At 64.0% G+C, this 17,308-nt stretch carries 16 protein-coding genes; 9 read left to right on the top strand and 7 right to left on the bottom strand.

The features are described 5' to 3' along the window. Nucleotides 1-58 precede the first annotated feature (58 nt). The 8 genes from ACUXV1_RS06635 to ACUXV1_RS06600 all read left to right on the top strand — a co-directional run bounded on the left by ACUXV1_RS06635 (nucleotide 59) and on the right by ACUXV1_RS06600 (nucleotide 7,197). Nucleotides 59-736, top strand: coding sequence for a DUF3313 family protein (locus tag ACUXV1_RS06635; protein WP_043592821.1), 678 nt, complete (start codon nucleotides 59-61; stop codon nucleotides 734-736). 106 nt (nucleotides 737-842) lie between these two features. Further along, nucleotides 843-1,523 carry a DUF3313 family protein gene (locus ACUXV1_RS06630; protein ID WP_019101884.1) on the top strand — a complete coding sequence of 227 codons (681 nt, stop codon included), beginning with the start codon at nucleotides 843-845 and terminating at the stop codon, nucleotides 1,521-1,523. 57 nt (nucleotides 1,524-1,580) lie between these two features. Beyond that, the gene (modA, locus tag ACUXV1_RS06625) at nucleotides 1,581-2,309 is read left to right on the top strand and encodes a molybdate ABC transporter substrate-binding protein (protein ID WP_043632156.1); all 729 of its coding nucleotides are present in this window, start codon (nucleotides 1,581-1,583) and stop codon (nucleotides 2,307-2,309) included. Further along, on the top strand, nucleotides 2,306-2,980 hold the full coding sequence (gene modB / locus ACUXV1_RS06620) for a molybdate ABC transporter permease subunit (RefSeq protein ID WP_043632153.1): 675 nt from the start codon (nucleotides 2,306-2,308) through the stop codon (nucleotides 2,978-2,980). The genes modA and modB overlap by 4 nt, the downstream gene beginning before the upstream one ends. 169 nt (nucleotides 2,981-3,149) lie before the next feature. Continuing rightward, entirely contained in the window at nucleotides 3,150-3,413 is a 264-nt protein-coding gene (locus tag ACUXV1_RS06615) for a hypothetical protein (RefSeq protein WP_019101887.1), read from the top strand. A gap of 170 nt (nucleotides 3,414-3,583) precedes the next feature. Further along, a complete protein-coding gene (fliD, locus tag ACUXV1_RS06610) occupies nucleotides 3,584-5,062 on the top strand; it encodes a flagellar filament capping protein FliD (protein WP_446014764.1) in 1,479 nt (492 codons plus the stop codon). Nucleotides 5,063-5,155: 93 nt separating this feature from the next. Next, on the top strand, nucleotides 5,156-5,854 hold the full coding sequence (locus ACUXV1_RS06605; RefSeq protein ID WP_446014763.1) for a FadR/GntR family transcriptional regulator: 699 nt from the start codon (nucleotides 5,156-5,158) through the stop codon (nucleotides 5,852-5,854). A 71-nt stretch (nucleotides 5,855-5,925) separates the two neighbouring features. Beyond that, complete coding sequence (locus ACUXV1_RS06600; RefSeq protein ID WP_019101890.1) at nucleotides 5,926-7,197, top strand: CynX/NimT family MFS transporter; 1,272 nt, start codon at nucleotides 5,926-5,928, stop codon at nucleotides 7,195-7,197. Nucleotides 7,198-7,405: 208 nt separating this feature from the next. Here ACUXV1_RS06600 and ACUXV1_RS06595 read toward each other — a convergent pair whose 3' ends face one another. From ACUXV1_RS06595 to ACUXV1_RS06585, 3 genes are read right to left on the bottom strand one after another with little or no spacing between them, the layout of a single operon-like run. Next, a complete protein-coding gene (locus tag ACUXV1_RS06595; protein WP_043592832.1) occupies nucleotides 7,406-7,930 on the bottom strand; it encodes a DUF2946 family protein in 525 nt (174 codons plus the stop codon). A 55-nt stretch (nucleotides 7,931-7,985) separates the two neighbouring features. Further along, complete coding sequence (locus ACUXV1_RS06590) at nucleotides 7,986-10,478, bottom strand: ABC transporter permease (protein ID WP_446014761.1); 2,493 nt, start codon at nucleotides 10,476-10,478, stop codon at nucleotides 7,986-7,988. After that, nucleotides 10,475-11,167 (bottom strand): ABC transporter ATP-binding protein, encoded by a 693-nt coding sequence (locus ACUXV1_RS06585; protein WP_019101893.1) that lies wholly within the window; start codon nucleotides 11,165-11,167, stop codon nucleotides 10,475-10,477. Before ACUXV1_RS06585 ends, ACUXV1_RS06590 begins: the two co-directional genes overlap by 4 nt. A gap of 2 nt (nucleotides 11,168-11,169) precedes the next feature. Between ACUXV1_RS06585 and ACUXV1_RS06580 the strand changes: the two genes are divergently transcribed. Next, nucleotides 11,170-11,769 (top strand): arylesterase, encoded by a 600-nt coding sequence (locus ACUXV1_RS06580; protein WP_039755170.1) that lies wholly within the window; start codon nucleotides 11,170-11,172, stop codon nucleotides 11,767-11,769. A 202-nt stretch (nucleotides 11,770-11,971) separates the two neighbouring features. Here ACUXV1_RS06580 and ACUXV1_RS06575 read toward each other — a convergent pair whose 3' ends face one another. The 4 genes from ACUXV1_RS06575 to aspS all read right to left on the bottom strand — a co-directional run bounded on the left by ACUXV1_RS06575 (nucleotide 11,972) and on the right by aspS (nucleotide 17,241). Next, complete coding sequence (locus tag ACUXV1_RS06575; protein ID WP_446014760.1) at nucleotides 11,972-13,180, bottom strand: GGDEF domain-containing protein; 1,209 nt, start codon at nucleotides 13,178-13,180, stop codon at nucleotides 11,972-11,974. Between the two features lie 20 nt (nucleotides 13,181-13,200). Further along, nucleotides 13,201-14,403, bottom strand: coding sequence for a GGDEF domain-containing protein (locus ACUXV1_RS06570; protein WP_446014758.1), 1,203 nt, complete (start codon nucleotides 14,401-14,403; stop codon nucleotides 13,201-13,203). A 139-nt stretch (nucleotides 14,404-14,542) separates the two neighbouring features. Next, nucleotides 14,543-15,157: a peroxiredoxin gene (locus tag ACUXV1_RS06565; protein ID WP_019103359.1), complete on the bottom strand. Its 615-nt coding sequence runs from the start codon at nucleotides 15,155-15,157 to the stop codon at nucleotides 14,543-14,545. Nucleotides 15,158-15,447: 290 nt separating this feature from the next. Further along, nucleotides 15,448-17,241: an aspartate--tRNA ligase gene (gene aspS, locus ACUXV1_RS06560; RefSeq protein WP_043632136.1), complete on the bottom strand. Its 1,794-nt coding sequence runs from the start codon at nucleotides 17,239-17,241 to the stop codon at nucleotides 15,448-15,450. Nucleotides 17,242-17,308: the final 67 nt, after the last annotated feature.

Raw genomic sequence — 17,308 nt, 5'->3', positions numbered from 1 at the left:
GTTTTGCTCGCGTTCTATACCTGATTAAATGGACTGCTTAAATGATGCGAGTCTTTTCATGAAGCCATTCTTCAATCTGGGATGCGCATTGGTGGCCTGGACGGCGCTGGCCAGATTGGCGGCAGTCCGGCAGACCGACAGGGATTTATGGCGCCTGCCGATGGCAGCCTTCCGGCAAGGCCGGCATGCGCAGCAATTGACTTACCTGCAATCGCCCACGGCGCTGAACGACTACCACGCGCTGATCGTGGAACCGCTGTTGCTGCTGAACCGGCAACAGGACGGCGGCTGGCAGTTACTGCAAGCCGCGGAACAAGAAATCGTCAACCAGATCCTGCGCCGCCAAGTGGCCGCGCTGTTGCAAGCCTGGCCGATCGCGCTGACCGACGTCGCCACCCCAGGCGTGCTGCGCTTGCGCATCGCGGTGGCGGCGCGCCAGTCTCGGATCGCCCAAGACAGCCAACCGTTGAGCAGCAGTCACGTGGCCCTGCAGCTGCCTTGCATGGCTTCCAATATAGAACCGTATCTGCAACTGGTGTCCTCGGTGTCTCAATTGGAAGACGCGATGGGACGAGGCGTGGTCGCCGGCGGCGTCACCATGCAGTCACAGGCAGAAGCCGAAGCCAGCGACGAGGACGATGGCTGGCGGCAATTGCTGATCCAGGATTGGTCCCCGTTGCTGCGCCAGCAATTGACGCCGACAGCGCGGCACGGCGCGGCCTCGCCTGCGCAATAAACCGCATGAAGATAGTCTGCCTCGTCACAAAGTCGCAACAATATCGATGGAACGCCGCTGGGCGGCCGCAGTCCATCTCCCACGTAATCCCCATTGAGCCCGCACGATGAAACCCTTCTTTAAACTCGCCTGCGCGCTGATGGCTTCCGCCTTGCTGGCCAATATCGGTCACGCCGGGGACAAGCCGGAGAATCTGGTCCTGCTGCCCAGCGAAGCCTTCCACCCCAGCCCGGATCATGCCGGCCAGGTGCTCTACCTGCAGCCCGGCGTTGATCTGAAACGCTATCACGGCATCCTGATCGAACCGCTGATCTTTCTGGGCCGCCAAGCGGACGGCCAATGGCAGGCCACGGCGGCGGATGAGCATAACCGGCTCGACGCCTGCTACCGCAACAGCCTGGCCCGGGCGCTATGCCTCGAGGGGCTGCCGGTGGCCGACGCGGCCGGACCGGGCATCGCCCGGCTGCGCGTGGCGGTGGGCGACATGCTGAGGGAACTGGCCGGACCGGATGCGCGGCGGCCATTGCAGGCCTCACTCAATCTGGCCCGCTTCGCCGACGACATCGACCCCTACCTCGCCCAAGTCTCCACCATAGGCCAGCTGGAGGACTCGGAGTCCGGATTGCTGCTGGCCGGCGGCGTCAACCTGCTGGGAAAAGAATTAAATCCGGACGACGCGCAACCATCCAACGCGGAGTGGCTGCAACAGCGCGTCGACCTTTGGAGCCGCCATCACGCGCGGCAGATGGCCCAACACTTGGCGGCGGCTACACCGTTTGGGGAGTAGGCTAGCGCCCGGGCTGGCGGCATAATGGTCGCCTCATACCCTGTCAGGAAGCAGACCATGCCGCGCAAAGTCTTGAGCTTGTTGCTGTTGCTGTCCCCGCTGTTCGCCGCCGCCGACACCGTCACCGTGGCGGTCGCCAGCAATTTCCAGCAGACGCTGGACAAGGTCGCGGTGGAGTTCAAGGCAGCCAGCGGCCACGACATCAAGGCTAGCGGCGGCGCTTCCGGCAAGCTGGCCGCGCAGATCCGCCAGGGCGCGCCGTTTGACGTGTTCCTGTCCGCGGACGACGAACGCCCTGCCGAATTGCTGCGCGACAAGATAGGCAAACCCGACAGCCGCTTCACCTACGCCATCGGCAAACTCGCGTTGTGGAGCAAGCAGCGCGACGACGCGGGCGAAGCCGCGCTGCGCGGCGGCAACTTCAACAAACTGGCCATCGCCAACCCGGCGGCCGCGCCCTACGGCCGCGCCGCGATGGAAACCCTGACCGCGCTGAAGCTCGCCGACGCGCTCAAGCCCAAGTTCGTCACCGGCGACAATATCAGCCAGACCATGCAGTTCGCCCAAGTCGGCGGAGCCGACTTCGCCTTCGTCGCGTACGCGCAATTGTTGGAGCAAGGCATCTCCAAGCACTACTGGCTGGTGCCCGCCAAGCTGCATCAGCCCATCCGCCAGGACGCGCTGCTCGTGCGCGACACCCCGGCGGCCAGGGCCTTTCTCGCCTTCCTCAAGGGCGACAAGGCGCGCGCGCTGATCAAGAAAGCGGGCTACGACTTCGCGCAATGACGGCTTCCGAATGGGCGGCCATCGCCCTCACGCTGCGGCTGGCCGCCATCAGCACCCTGATCCTGCTCGTGCTGTGCGTGCCGCTGGGCTGGTGGCTGTCGCGCACGCGTTCCCGCCTCAAACCGGTGATAGAGGCCGGCGCAACCTTGCCGCTGGTGCTGCCGCCCACGGTGTTGGGCTTCTATCTACTGGTGGCCTTCGGCCCGCATGGTCCCATCGGCCAGCTGACCGCCTGGCTGGGCTGGCCCGGCCTCGCCTTCACCTTTCAGGGGCTGATCATCGCCTCGGTGCTGTATTCCCTGCCCTTCGTGCTGCAGCCGCTCATCGTCAGCTTCAACGCGGTGCGGCGCGAGGAAATCGAAACCGCGATGATGCTGGGCGCCAACCGCTGGCAGCGGCTGACCCGCGTCATTCTGCCCAGCTGCCGTTCCGGCGTGCTCGCCGCCGCCAGCATGGGCTTCGCCCACACCGTGGGCGAGTTCGGGGTGGTGCTGATGATAGGCGGCAATATCGAAGGGGAAACCCGGGTCATTTCCATCGCGCTGTACAACCATGTGGAGCAGGCGGACTACGCCAGCGCGCACCGTCTGGGGCTATTGCTGGTCTTGTTCGCCTTCTCCACCCTGGCCCTGGTTTATCGTCTCAACGCGCGTCAGCGCCGCTACGACTGAGAACCTGTTCGCGCTTTGACCCGTTGTCGATTTTGCTAACGATACTGATATCTATTGATGCAAGCCGTTACATGACGTCAACAAAATGCAGTGTTCATGCGCTATAACTTGGAGTATCGTTTTTCTCGCCCGTCATGGGACCGACAACCCGCCCTACTAAGGATGAATCATGCGCAAATACCTGATGATCGCTGTTCTGGCCCTGACTTCCGCCAACCTGGCGCTGGCTGACGCCGCCTGCGACGCCAAAGCCGCCGAGAAAAAACTGGCCGGCGCCGCCAAGAGCAGCTTCCTGAAGAAATGCGAGAAAGACGGCGCCGCCGCCAACGCCCAAAAAAGCTGTGACGCCAAAGCCGCCGAGAAGAAACTGGCCGGCGCGGCCAAGGCCAGCTTCGTGAAGAAATGCGTGAAGGACGCGGCCCCGGCCAAGTAAGTCTCCTTCCCGGCGGCCTGTCCGCCGGGACAGCCCGCTCACCGGCAAATCCCTGATTCTTCACCTACACTGAGAGGTGGCAACAGGGATTCTGCGGGTGAGCCATGGCAAACAATATCCTCGGAAATTACAATCCGCTGTTATCGCTTTTCGGCAATAACAATCAACTCTTGAGCGGTTTATTGGGCTCGTCGCCCATTGTCCCGCTCATCCGCAGCGGCAACAGCTCGCAAAGCGCCGGCACCGATCCCAATGTGGTGCTGATTTCCGGGCTGGGCCAATTGCTGTCCAGCCTGAATATCTTCCAGGACAGCCTGCAGCAGATTTATTCCCCATACGCGGTCAACAATTCCATCAGCGGCAGCAGCAGCAACCCGTCGGTGGCCCGCGTTTCCACCGCCGCCGGCGCGCAAAACGGCAATTACAGCGTATCGATCTCGCAGCTGGCGCAGGCGCACAGCGCAGTCACCGCCTTTAGCTTGCCGGACACCAGCAGCACCGCGGTGGGCAGCGGCACCCTGACCATCAAGACCGGCAGCTACGCCTACACCTCGCCCACCTCGGCCACCAGCTTCACTCCCAGCGGCAGTTCGGCCACGCTGTCCATCAACAACGGCACGCTGTCCAGCATCGCCACCGCCATCAACGGCTCCGGCGTCGGCATGGTGGCCAATATCGTGCAGAACGCCTCCGGCAATTATCAGTTGCAGATCAGCGCCGCCCAGACCGGCGCCAGCAACAACTTTCAGATCCTGGTCAGCGACAACGACGGCAACAATACAGACCAAAACGGCCTGTCCCGTCTCGCTTTCGACCAAACCCAGGCGGTGAGCAGCGGCCAGAACCTGACCCAGACCCAGGCCGCGCAAAACGCCAACTACCTGATCAACGGCGCCTCCGGCTCCAACGCCGGCAACAGCGGCATCTCCTTGGGCTCCTCGGTGTCGATGGACTTGCTGTCCACCGGCAGCACCAATATTTCAGTCAAGCTGGACCTGAACGGCCTCAACGGACAGGCGCAATCCCTGGCCGACGCTTTCAACACCCTGCAAGGCAGCCTGAACGCGCTGCTGGTCAGCGGCGGCCTGCTCAGTCGCGACCCTATCGCCAAACAATTGGCCAGCAGCATGAACCAGCAGGCCAGCGCCAGTTACAGCAACGGCAGCTCGCTGCTGGTCAAGCTGAACCAGATCGGCCTCAACTTCCAGTATCCGCAACAGTTCGGCCAGATGGGCAGCCTCAGCCTGAGCAACAACAGCCTGCAAAGCGCTTACAGCAGCGACTCCCAAGGCGTGGCCAACCTGCTCTACACCGCCGCCAGGGCATTGAACTGGCTGGCCAATAGCTACGCTTCCTACGGCAACGGCACCATCCCGCAAACCCTGACTGCCTTGCAGAAAATGCAATTCAGCCAACAAATACGACAATCCGCCACTCCGGCTTCCAACACCATTCCCGCCAATCTCTCCTCCTTGACGGTCAATCAGTCCGGCTCCATCCAACTGAGCGCGCAACAGATCAGCGCGCTGTCGCTGTACGCGATGGTCTACTCTCTGGGCGCGCCCTATGCGGTCAGTGCCCAGATTCTGAACAACGGCCTGGGCCTGTCCAACAACAATAGCGGCAACGGCATCTCCACTTATGCTTAAGTGATATTTGCTATTTGTTTTCCACTTAGCATTGTCGGTGCCGTATTGTCCCGTTAAAATTCATCGGATGATTGGATGAATCAGGAGCAAGTCATGTCGGCGCTTCCCTATAAACGCTCGCTGGTCGACATTGCGGTGGAGAACATCGCCAAGCGGCTGGCGGACGGCGATTGGCCGTTAGGCGCGCGCATTCCCACCGAGCCGGAACTGGCGGAACAGTTGGGCGTCAGCCGAAACACGGTGCGCGAAGCCGTGCGGGTGCTGCTCTACGCCGGCTTGCTGGAAGTGCGCCAGGGCGACGGCAGTTATGTGCGCGCCACGGTCAACCCCGGCGACGCCATGCGCGCCATCAGCCGCGCCAGCCTGCGCGAACATCTGGAAGTGCGCTGCATGCTGGAGGAAAACGCTGCGCGGCTGGCCGCCAGCCGCTGCCCGGAAGCGGATCTCAGCGCGATAGCGGACGCGCTCGCGCGGCGTGGAGAACGGCTGCGGCAGGAGCCTCTGGAAAACTTCATCGAACGAGATCTTGAATTTCATCTCGCCGTCGCCAACGCCAGCGGCAACCAGGCACTGGCGGAACTCTACGCTTATTTTTCGCGCGCGGTGCGCCAACACGTGCAGCAATCCATCCTCGATGAGGCCCTGCCGGACCCTGACCTCGCCGCCCACCACGCCATTTACGAAGCCATCCGGCTGCGCCGGCCGGACGAGGCCGCGCGCGCCGCCGCCGCCATCACCCGACCCCTGCTGGAGGCGCTGGACCGTTTGCTCAATCGCTCCGCCGCGGCTTGAGCCAGATTCGAGTCGGCCCCCTGGCGCGGGGAGCCCGCTCCGACAACAACAAAAGCGCAGAAGGAAAACCCATGTCCACCCCCAAATCCGTGCCGGATCATTTGCCGGTCGAAGACACGCTGATCGACGCCGAGATAGACGACGCCGGCGTGCAAAGCCAACGTCCCGCGCTGCACCGTCCCTGGCTGTTGCTGCTGGGCCTGATCCTGGTCGGCGTCAACCTGCGGCCGGCGCTGTCCAGCCTGTCCCCAGTGCTGCGCGACGTCGCCGCCAGCCGCGGGCTCAGCGGCCTGATGGCCGGCCTGCTCACCACGCTGCCGGTCGCCTGTCTCGGCCTGTTCGGCCCCTTGGCGCCGCGGCTGGCCCGCCTCTGGGGCAGCGAAAAAACCATCGCGCTCATCCTGGTGACGCTGGCGCTGGGCATTTTGCTGCGCACTCAGTTCGGTCAATTCGGCCTGTTCGCCGGTTCGGCCTTGGCCGGCGCCAGCATCGGCGTCATCGGCGTATTGCTGCCCGGCATTGTCAAACGCGACTTCCCCGCTCAGGTCAGCCTGATGACCGGGGTCTACACCATGGCGCTGTGCCTGGGCGCGGCGCTGGCCGCCGGTCTCACCGTGCCGGCCATGCGCTGGATGGGCGACAGCTGGCAAGGCGCGTTGGCGATCTGGGCCAGCCCGGCGCTGCTGGCCTTGCTGGTGTGGTGGCCGCAAACGCGGATCCGGCAGGCGTCCCATCACGGTCAATGGCTGGTGCGCGGCTTGCTGCGCGATCCCTTGGCCTGGCAAGTCACCTTGTTCATGGGTTTGCAGTCGTCGATGGCCTACATCGTGTTCGGCTGGCTGCCGTCCATCCTGATAGACCGCGGCGAGACCGCGCTGCACGCCGGCCTGCTGCTGTCCATTTCCATCATGGTGCAGGTGGTGTCCTCGCTGCTGGTGCCGGCGCTGGGACAGCGCTGTCGCGACCAGCGCCCGCCGATCGCCGTCACCGTGGCGCTGGTGATCAGCGGCCTGCTCGGCATGCTGTTCGCGCCGACAGACAGCCTGCTGTTCTGGGCGGTGCTGCTGGGTCTGGGCCAAGGCGGCCTGTTCAGCATGGCGTTGAGCCTGCTGGCGTTGCGCTCGCCGGATCCCCATGTGGCCGCTCATCTGTCCGGCATGGCCCAGGGCGTCGGCTATGCGCTGGCTTCTCTCGGTCCGCTCAGCGTAGGCCTGATCCGCGACCAGACCCACAGCTTGTGGCCGCTGGGTCTGTTGTTCACGCTCATCTCCGCCGCCACCTTCGCCATGGGCATGTTGGCTGGGCGCAAGCGTCTGGTGCAGGTGGAGTCGCGTCCGCTCTAAGAGCTTGTTCAAAGTCTGCTGCGCTTCGTGGAGCGTTGCACGGTGAGTACAAGCTCAAAATGCTCATGTACGCCATGTACATTCGGCGTTCTCAGCCGTTTTCGCCTTGTTTCGCCCTTGTTCGCGAGATCGTAAACAGGTTCTAAGCCATCCGCGGACCAAACAAAACCCCGGGCAAGCCCGGGGTTTTGTTTGACGGTGAAACGGCTCAGCCTTTGGGCCGTCCGACGATGCCGTAACGCAGCCACAAATCCGGCAGGCTCTCCTTCCCCAGCGGAATCGCCGCCTTGCCCAGCGCCAGCCTGTCCGGCAACGAGGCCATGTCGCCGTCCCAGCCCGGCGCCCCTTCTTCCAGCACCGCGGCCAGGTCGCGGTCATCCACCGCCGCCAGCTCGCCGCCGATCTCGATCAACAACATGCCTTCCGGCGTCAGCCAGGCGGAGCGCGCAGGCACGTCGTCGTCGTACGGCAGCGTGCTCCAACCCGACGGAGTGCGCCGCGCCACCAGCGGCGCGGCGTCCAGCGTCACATAGACTTTTTGCGGCCCGTTCTGCACATAACAGCGCCCCAGACCGTCGCGGCTGTAGTTGCGGCCAAAAAACTCGGTCATCGCCTCATGCTGCAAGCGCTCGTCCTTGATCCACCACTGGCCGCGCGCGTCCAGCCGCAACCAGCCAAACACGGCGGGCACGTTCGGCCACTTGGCCATTGCCGCCTGTACTATCGCATCCATCATGCGTCTCCTTGCGGGTTTCGCCCCGCTTGACTCTCAGCTTTGACCACCAAACTCAAATCGCTCTCAACACCGCCATCGGCGAAGTCCGGGTCACTCTCCCGACGAGCGGCCAACCGGCCACCACCACCACCAGCGCGCCACAGGCGATGCCGGCGGGCAACAGCCACGGATTGAACACCAAGGGCAGGTTGAACAATTTGACCGAAGCCAAAGCGCCGATGCCCATCGCGCCCAATGCCGCCAATAAACCGGAAAACGCGCCCAGCCAGGCCAGTTCCGCCAGCACCACGCTGCGCACCTGCCGCCGCGACGCCCCCAGCGCCCGCATCAGGCCGACATCGAACAGCCTCTCGTCGCGAGTGGCCGCCAGCGACGCCCACAACACCAGCACGCCGGCGGCCAAGGCCAGGCCGAACATGGCCTCGATGCCGCGCGACAGCTTGTCCATCATCGCCCTCACCTCGGTCAGGATCGCCCCGACGTCGATCACGGTCAGATTGGGAAACTCGCCCACCAGGCGATTGACGAAATCCTCGTCCGCCGCCTCCAGCCGGAAGCTGGTGATCCAACTGGCCGGCTGCTGACTGAACTGACCGGGCGTGCCGATCACGAAGAAATTGACGCGGAAGCTGTCCCACGGCACTTCGCGCAAACTGGTGACCTTGGCGCGGTAAGCGGTGCCGGCCAGATCGAAAACCAGCGTATCGCCCAGCTTGATGCCCAAAGTGCCGGCCAGTTCCCGTTCCACCGAGAACTGCGGCGGAATCCGTTTCTGAACTGGCCACCACTGGCCCGCCGTCAGCTTGTTGCCCGGCGGCAACTCATCGCGCCAAGAGAGGTTGAACTCCCGCTCGGCCAAGCGCCGCGCGCGTTCGTCCTCATACGCGGATGGCCGCACCGGGCGCTCGTTGATCGCGATCAGCCGCGCCCGCACCATGGGCGCCAATTCAGGCGCCGCGCGTCCCTCCGCGGCGAAGGCGTTGCGCACGCCGTCGAGCTGGTGGCGCTGAATATTGATGACGAATTTATTCGGCGCGTCCGCCGGCACGCTGCGTTGCCAGGCGCTGATCAGGTCGTCGCGCACAATGGTCAGCGTCAGCAAGGCCATCAGGCCCACCGACAAGGACACGATCTGGATCACCGCCAGCCAGTGACGGCGGGCGATATTGGCGATGCCGAAGCGCCAGCCCACGCGGCGTCCGCGCGGCAGCCGCCGCATCAGATAGACCACGCCCAGCGCCAGCGCGCCCACCGCGGCGAAGAAACCCAGCATGCCGGCCAGCAGCCAGCCGGCCACAGCCAGGTCGCCAACTTGCCAGGCGGCCAGGCCCAGCAGCGCCACCAGGGCCAGCAAGGGCGCCAGCAGACCCTGACGCGTCGGCGTCAATTCATCGCGCAGCACCGCCGCCGGCGGCACGTCGCGTATGCCCATCAAGGGCGGCAGAGCCAGGCCGGCCAGCAACACCAGCGAGGCCAACGGCCCCACCAGCCAGGTCAGCCAGCCCGGATCCGGCAGAATCTCGCCGACATAACCGCTGGCCAGCCGCATCAGCGCCAGCTGCACGCCGAAGCCGCCGGCGGTGCCCAAAGCGCCGGCCAGCAGACCCAACAATAGAAACAGGCTGACGAACAAGCCCCACACCTCGCCCGCCGTCAGACCCAGGCAGCGCAACACCGCCACCTGCTGCCAATGGCGCGCCAGGTAACGGCGAACCACCAGCGCCACCGCTGACGCGGCCAGCGCCACGGTCAGCATCGCGGTCAGGCCGAGAAAGCGCCGCGCGCGCTCCAGCGCTGTGCGCACCTCCGGCCTCGCCTCCTCGACGTTTTCCAGCCGCGCGTCTTTGGGCTTGGCCTTGTCCAGCCACTGGCGGAAATCGGCGATGCCGCGATCGTCGCCGGCGAACATCAAGCGCCAGCGCGCGCGGCTGCCTTCCTGGATCAGGCCGGTGGCGGCGAGGTCGGCGCGGTTGAACATCAGCCGCGGCACGAAGTTGTACAAATCCATCGCGCCGTCCGGCTCGCGGATGATTTCGCCGGCCAGCCGCAGTTGCGCGCCTCCCACGCCCAGGGTGTCGCCCAGCTTCAGCTTCAAGCGCCGCATCAGCCTGGCGTCGGCCCAGGCAGTGCCCGCGGCCGGTCGCAAGCTGCCGCTGGCGATGCGGCCGTCGGCCAGCCTCACGCTGACTTCGCCGCGCAGGGGATAGTTGTCGCTGACCGATTTATACGTGGCCAAAGCCGCCTGGCCGCCGGAAAACACCATGGAAGGAAAGCTGATGTTGTCGGCCAGCCGCAGGCCCCGCTTCTCCGCCTCGCGGCGGATAGGCTCCGGCGCCGGCTGATTGCCGTTGAGCACCAAGTCCGCGGCCAGCAGCTGCGTGGCCTGGGTGGTCAGCGCGCGCTCTACGCGGTCGGAGAAAAAGGCCACGCTGCTCATCGCCATCACCGCCACCACCAGGGCCAGGGCCAGGATGGTGAGCTCGCCGGACACCAGTTCGCGGCGGATGAAGCGCAACACCAAGGTTAAGCGGCCGGCGAGAGTCATGAGCGCGCCCCGTTGAGCTTGCCTTCCACCAGCCGGTAGATAGCGTCGCAGCGGCTGGCCAGCTCGGTGTCGTGGGTGACCAGCACCAGAGCGGTGCCCTGCTCGGCGTTGAGCTGGAACAGCAGATCGATGATCTGGCGGCCGCTGTGCGGGTCCAGATTGCCGGTGGGCTCGTCGGCGAACAACAGCCCGGGGTGAATGACAAAAGCGCGCGCCAAGGCGACCCGTTGCTGCTCGCCGCCGGACAGGTGGCGCGGATAATGGCCCAGCCTATGGCTGAGGCCGACGCGGTCCAGCATCTGGCGCGCCGCTTCGCGCGCGTCGGCGCGGCCGGCCAGCTCCAGCGGCAGCATCACGTTTTCCTGCGCGGTCAGTTGCGGCATCAGCTGGAAATTCTGGAACACGAACCCCACCTTGTCTCTGCGCAGCAGCGCGCGCGCGTCTTCGCTCAAGCCGGACAAGGCTTGGCCGAACAAGGACACCTCGCCGCCGGACGGATGATCCAGACCCGCCAACAGGGACAACAGGGTAGACTTGCCGGAACCGGAAGCGCCGACGATGGCCACGCTCTCGCCCGGATACAGGGTTAGCGTGGCGCTGCGCAGGATGTTCAGCGGCTCGCCGTGGAAATGCACCTGCTTGGCCAGCTCGCTGGCCGCCAACACCGCCTGAGTTTCAATTGGATTCATTTATGCGCTCGATACTAAGCAAAGTTCTACTTTCCGCCGGCCTGTGCCTGCTGATGTTGCCGGCGTCCGCCGCCACGATATTGGTCTTCGGAGACAGCCTGTCCGCCGGTTACGGCCTGTCTCCCGGCCAGGGCTGGGTCAGTCTGCTCGCCAAGGAGATGGGGGCGAAGCACCGCATCGTCAATGCCAGCATCTCAGGCGAAACCACCGCCGGCGGCCTGGCCAGGTTGCCAGACGCGCTGGCGCGCCATCGTCCGGACATCGTGGTGCTGGAGCTGGGCGCCAACGACGGGCTGCGCGGCCTGCCGCTGGAGCAGATGCGCGGCAACCTGTCCAAGATGATCGCCTTGGCCAAACAAAGCAAGGCCAAGGTAGTGCTGGTGGGCATGGCCCTGCCCCCGAACTATGGCCCGCAATATGGCGCCGAGTTCCGCAAAGCCTACGCCGACTTGGCCAAACGCGAGCGCCTCGCCTTCGTGCCCTTGCTGGTGGCCGGCTTCGAGGCTGATTTGTCCCAATTCCAACCGGACGGGCTGCACCCTGTCGCCGCCGCCCAGCCCGCGATGATGCGCACGGTCAAGGCCAAGCTGCCGCTGAGCTGAAACCCCTCCCGCGCGGCGGTTTTCCTTTGCGTCGGGACATTTGCGGCGGTGACTGTCTTAGAGCCTGTTCACGATCTCGCGAGCAAGAGCGAGACAAGGCGAAAACGAGCGAAAAAGCGGAATGTACGAGTGGTACATGAGCATTTTGAGCTTGTACTCACCGTGCAACGCTTCACGACGCGCAGCAGATCGTGAACAGGTTCTAACCCCGCTCCGGCTCAGCGTCCCACACGCACACCCGGTTGCGACCGGATGCTTTGGCCCGGTACAAGGCGGCGTCCGCCTGCAGCAAAGCCTGCTGGCTGCCGTTCAGCGGCGGCTGGCCCGCCACGCCGATGGACACCGTCTGCGCGTAGCCGTCGGGCAATCCGTCCAGTTGAGCTTGGGCCAGGCGCAGCCTGACCTCCTCCATCTTCTCCGCCAGCCTCTCAGGCGCCAAGCCAGGGGCCAGCACCACAAACTCCTCTCCGCCATAGCGCGCCAGCGTCATCCAGCCCTCCAGACAGGAGGCAATGAGCTGCGCCGCCTGCTGCAACACCTGGTCGCCCACCAAATGGCCAAAGCGGTCGTTCACTTGCTTGAACTCGTCCAGATCCAACATCGCCAGGCTCCAGACCGCCTCGTTGGACTGATCCAGTTCCGCCATCCGGCAACGCAAGGCCCGTTGATTCAAGCAGCCGGTCAACACGTCGGAGTCCGCCAGCAGATTCATCTGCTCAGCCGCCTGCTGCAACATCTGCCTGCGCTGCTCCAACAGTTCCCGCTTGGCCGCGCTTTCCGCGTACAGCGCTTGCAGGCAGCGCAGCACCACCGCATTGCGCTCGCGCAGTCTCACGGTGTCGCGCAGCAGGGGATTGAAGCTGGACAGGAATTCCCACTGCACCAGGATGAAGATCACCGCGCCCACCAGCAAAGCGCTGTACAGCAAAGTGCCCTCGCAGTGGAAACGATACAGCGGGTATATCCAGTAACCGACGAAAAACGTCAGGTGCAGATCGCGGCACGGGGCCAGCAGCAGGCAGACCGCGGCAAAGCCGCCGGCTAGCCACAGCACCACCACGATGCGGTAAGGCCCCTCCGTCTGGGGAAACATGAACCACATCATCATGCTCCACACCAGCGCGCTGAACAGCATCAACTGCCGCAGCGCCTGATAATGCCGGAACACTTGGTCCTGACTATGCGCGTCACGGCGAAAACGATAAACCAGGCGCGCGAACAGCAACTGCATCAGCAGGAACATCCCCACCCAGCTCAAGATGCGCCAGCCGGGCGCATGCCCGAACATCAGCAGACCAAACAGCGGGATGGCAATGAAAGACTGCAGAATCGAGAGCTGGAGCATGGAAACGAACTGACGCACCAATTCCGCCTCCAACTGCGGATGAGGCGCTTGCCAGGGAAACGGCATCAGAATGCCTAGTCTCCGCCTCACGCCTCGCCCTCTCTCGCCAGGCAGACGCGGTCGCGCCCCAGCGCCTTGGCTTGATACAGCGCCTTGTCCGCCTGTTGCAGCAGACTCAGCGGGTCTACGCCCCGCCGCCAGGCGGCCACGCCGCAGGACAAGGTCACGGGCAAGTCGCCGGTCAGACGCCGCCAGTCCCAGCCGCCCACCTTGCCGCGCAGCGCTTCCATGCGCCGGTTCAACTCGGAGCCGCTGCAGGCAGGCGCCAGCAGCAGGAACTCCTCCCCGCCGTAACGGCCGAACAGCTCGCCGTCCACCAGCGCCTGCTGCGCCAGCGCGCACAGCTGTTGCAACACCTCGTCGCCGCGCGCATGGCCGCAACTGTCGTTGATGCGCTTGAAATGGTCCAGATCGATGATGGCGATGGCGAAAGGCGCGCCCTGGGTTTCCGAATGTTCCAGCAAGCGCTCCATTTCCCGCATCAAGGAGCGCATGTTCAGCACGCCGGTCAAGGGATCGCGCGAGGCCAGCTCGCTGATGCGCTCCACCGCTCCGTCCAGTTCTATGTTTTTCTGCTCCAGCATCGCGTTGTAACTATCCAACTGCGCCTGCTCCAACGTCAACTCTCGCATCAGGCTGGCGTTTTCTGCGCGCTGTCCCATGGATTCCAGCGCAAAGCGATGCAACAAAGAGGTGAACAGCGTCAGCGACAGGCAATAGACGAGGCCGGAAGCGCCCACCCAGCGCAGCACCGGCTCCGGAGAGAGGAACAGACGCAGCAACAGCAAGCCCCAGAGCGGACCGACGAAACCATAAAACAGCTCACGGCGCGCCGACAGCATCGCGCCTTGCACCGCGCTGACCGCAATGCCCCACAGCACCACAATCAGACTATATGTCAGATCGTCTCCAGGCATCAGAATCCAGGCCGCGGCGCCCCAGCCCGAGCCCGCGGCGACGATCTGCGCTGAAAAGCGCCGGTACAAGGCGGCGATCTGCCAATCGTCGTGTTCGGGGCAGCGGCTGGCGCGCCAAGTGGTGCCCCACAGGCTCAGCAGCAGCAGGCTGAAAAGCAGCAGCCACAGCAAGGCGGCCGCAAGCGGCGCCCTCCCCCATTCCAGGCCGGTCAGCAAGGCAGCGCCCAACAAGGCGTGCGGCACGGACAGGTGAGTGGAGCGCATCACATGCAGCATGGTGTAGCTGTCCAGCTGGCTGATCGGCAGAGACATGGCTCGGGCCTGTCATTATCTTGGTAGCTTATTGTTAGTTATAGCGAGCAATGCGCCAAGTCGGCCAAGGCCGCGCAATAAAAAGCCCCGCGGGCCAAGGCGCGCGGGGCAGGGTTGGACGCAATCCGTTTACGACGGATTACAGGTCCTTGGCGTTTTCAGCCAGGTAGGAAGCCACGCCTTCAGCGCTCGGCTTCATGCCTTTCTTACCCTTGTTCCAACCCGCCGGGCATACTTCGCCGTGCTCTTCGGTGAACTGCAGCGCGTCAACCATGCGCAGCATTTCGTCGACGTTGCGGCCCAGCGGCAGGTTGTTCACCACTTGGTGCTGCACCACGCCGGAGCGGTCGATCAGGAAAGAGCCGCGGAAAGCGACGCCGCCATCGGCTTCAACGTCGAAAGCCTTGCACAGTTCGTGCTGGATATCGGCCACCAGGGTGTAGCCAACCTGGCCGATGCCGCCCTTTTCCACCGGGGTGTTGCGCCATGCGGCGTGGGTGAACTGGCTGTCGATGGACACGCCGATCACTTCCACGTTCTTGGCTTTGAAGTCGGCCAGACGGTGGTCGAAAGCGATCAGTTCGGACGGGCACACGAAGGTGAAGTCCAGCGGGTAGAAGAATACTACCGCGTATTTGCCGGCGGTAGCTTGCTTGAAGGAGTAGTTGTCAACGATCTGACCATCGCCCAGCACGGCGGAGAAGGTTTTCGCGCCATCGAAGAAGGGGGCTTGTTTGCCAACGAGTACGGCCATTGCGGATCTCCTTAAAGGTCTTGGTATGACTGCGCTTCCCTGATCGGGCGTCGGGAAACGCGGCGGAATGCGAGGCTTTATAAATCAGGCCCGCCAACATCGGCAAATTGTAAATCCATATCGTTGCGATAAAGTTTTGCAATGCCGGCCCGGCAGGCGCTCGCGTCAAGTATGAGGCTGCTGTTAGATTGGGCCAAAAGCGCAAGGTTCAAGCCAAGGCCGTCAAGAGCCTCAGAATGAAAAACGGCCGCTGCTTGCGCAACGGCCGTTATCGTCGGATCAAACCGGCATCAAGCGGACGGCTCGGCCTTCTGGCGCAGACGCAGATTCAGTTCGCGCAGTTGCTTGTCGTCCACCGCGTTGGGCGCGTTGGTCAGCAGGCACTGAGCGCGCTGGGTTTTCGGGAAGGCGATCACGTCGCGGATGGACTCCGCGCCGCACATCAGCGTCACCAGGCGATCCAGACCGAAAGCCAGGCCGCCATGCGGCGGCGCGCCGAACTTCAGGTTGTCCAACAGGAAGCCGAACTTGTTCTGCTGCTCTTCCGGGCTGATTTTCAGCGCGCCAAACACTTTTTCCTGGATGTCGGCGCGATGGATACGGATGGAGCCGCCGCCGATTTCCCAGCCGTTCAGCACCATGTCGTAGGCGCGCGCCAGGCAGGCGCCCGGATCGGTGGCCATCAGGTCCTCGTGGCCCGGCTTCGGGCTGGTGAACGGATGGTGGCAAGCGGTCCAGCGATCGTCGTCCTCGTCGTGCTCGAACATCGGGAAGTCCACCACCCACAGCGGACGCCATTCCTTGACGAAGTAGCCGTTGGCCAGGCCGTGTTCGTGGCCGATCTTGATGCGCAGCGCGCCGATGGCCTCGTTCACCACCTTGGCCTTGTCCGCGCCGAAGAAGATGATGTCGCCGTTTTGCGCGCCGGTGCGCTCGATGATGGCTTTCAGGCCGCCCTCGGACAGGAACTTGACGATGGGCGACTGCAGGCCTTCTTCCGTCGGCTTGCTGGCGTCGTTGACCTTGATGTAGGCCAGGCCCTTGGCGCCGTAGATGCCGACGAACTGGGTGTAGTCGTCGATTTCCTTGCGGCTGAGGCCGGAACCGCCCGGCACGCGCAGGGCCACCACGCGGCCGCCCGCCATGTCGGCCGCGCCGCGGAACACCTTGAACTCTTCCGACTTCATCACATCGGTCAGTTCGGTGAATTTCAGATCCACGCGCATGTCCGGCTTGTCGGAGCCGTAGTAGAACATCGCGTCGGCGTAAGTCATGCGCGGGAACTGCGGCAGCTCCACGCCCAGCACGTCGCGGAAGATCTCCTTGGTCATGCCCTCGGTGATGTCCATGATCTCATCCTCGTTCAGGAACGAGGTCTCGATATCGATCTGGGTGAATTCCGGCTGACGGTCGGCGCGCAGATCTTCGTCTCGGAAGCACTTGGTGATCTGGTAGTAGCGGTCAAAGCCGGCCACCATCAGCAATTGCTTGAACAGCTGCGGCGATTGCGGCAACGCGAAGAATTCGCCCGGATGCACGCGGGACGGCACCAGGTAATCGCGCGCGCCTTCCGGCGTGGAGCGGGTCAGCATCGGGGTTTCGATATCGATGAAGCCCTGCTTGTCCAGATGGTTGCGCACGCCCATCGCCACCTTGTAGCGCAAGCGCAGGTTTTTCTGCATCGCCGGGCGGCGCAGATCAATCACGCGGTTGGTCAGGCGCACGTTCTCGGACAGGTTTTCGTCGTCGATCTGGAACGGCGGCGTGGCGGCGGCGTTGAGGATTTCGATTTCCTTGGCCAGGATTTCGATCTCGCCGGAAATCATCTTGCTGTTGGCGGTGCCCGCCGGACGCTCGCGCACGATGCCGGTGATGGACAGCACGTATTCGCCGCGGCTGCTGTCGGCCAGCTGGAACGCTTCCGGGGTGTCCGGATCAATCACCACCTGCACCAGGCCTTCGCGGTCGCGCAGGTCGATGAAGATCACGCCGCCATGGTCGCGGCGGCGGTGAGCCCAGCCCTTCACGGTGACGGTCTGGCCGAGGTATTTCTTGTCAATAAGTCCGCAATAGTCGGTACGCATTTGGGTAAACCCTTTTATTCAAATTCGTTGAGGCTTCCCCGCCCGGGGGAAAGAAAGGCGTTAAGGG

Source organism: Chromobacterium sp. W521 (assembly GCF_052805975.1).
Note: the sequence above shows the minus strand (reverse complement) of the source record. Positions and strands in the feature narration are given on the sequence as shown.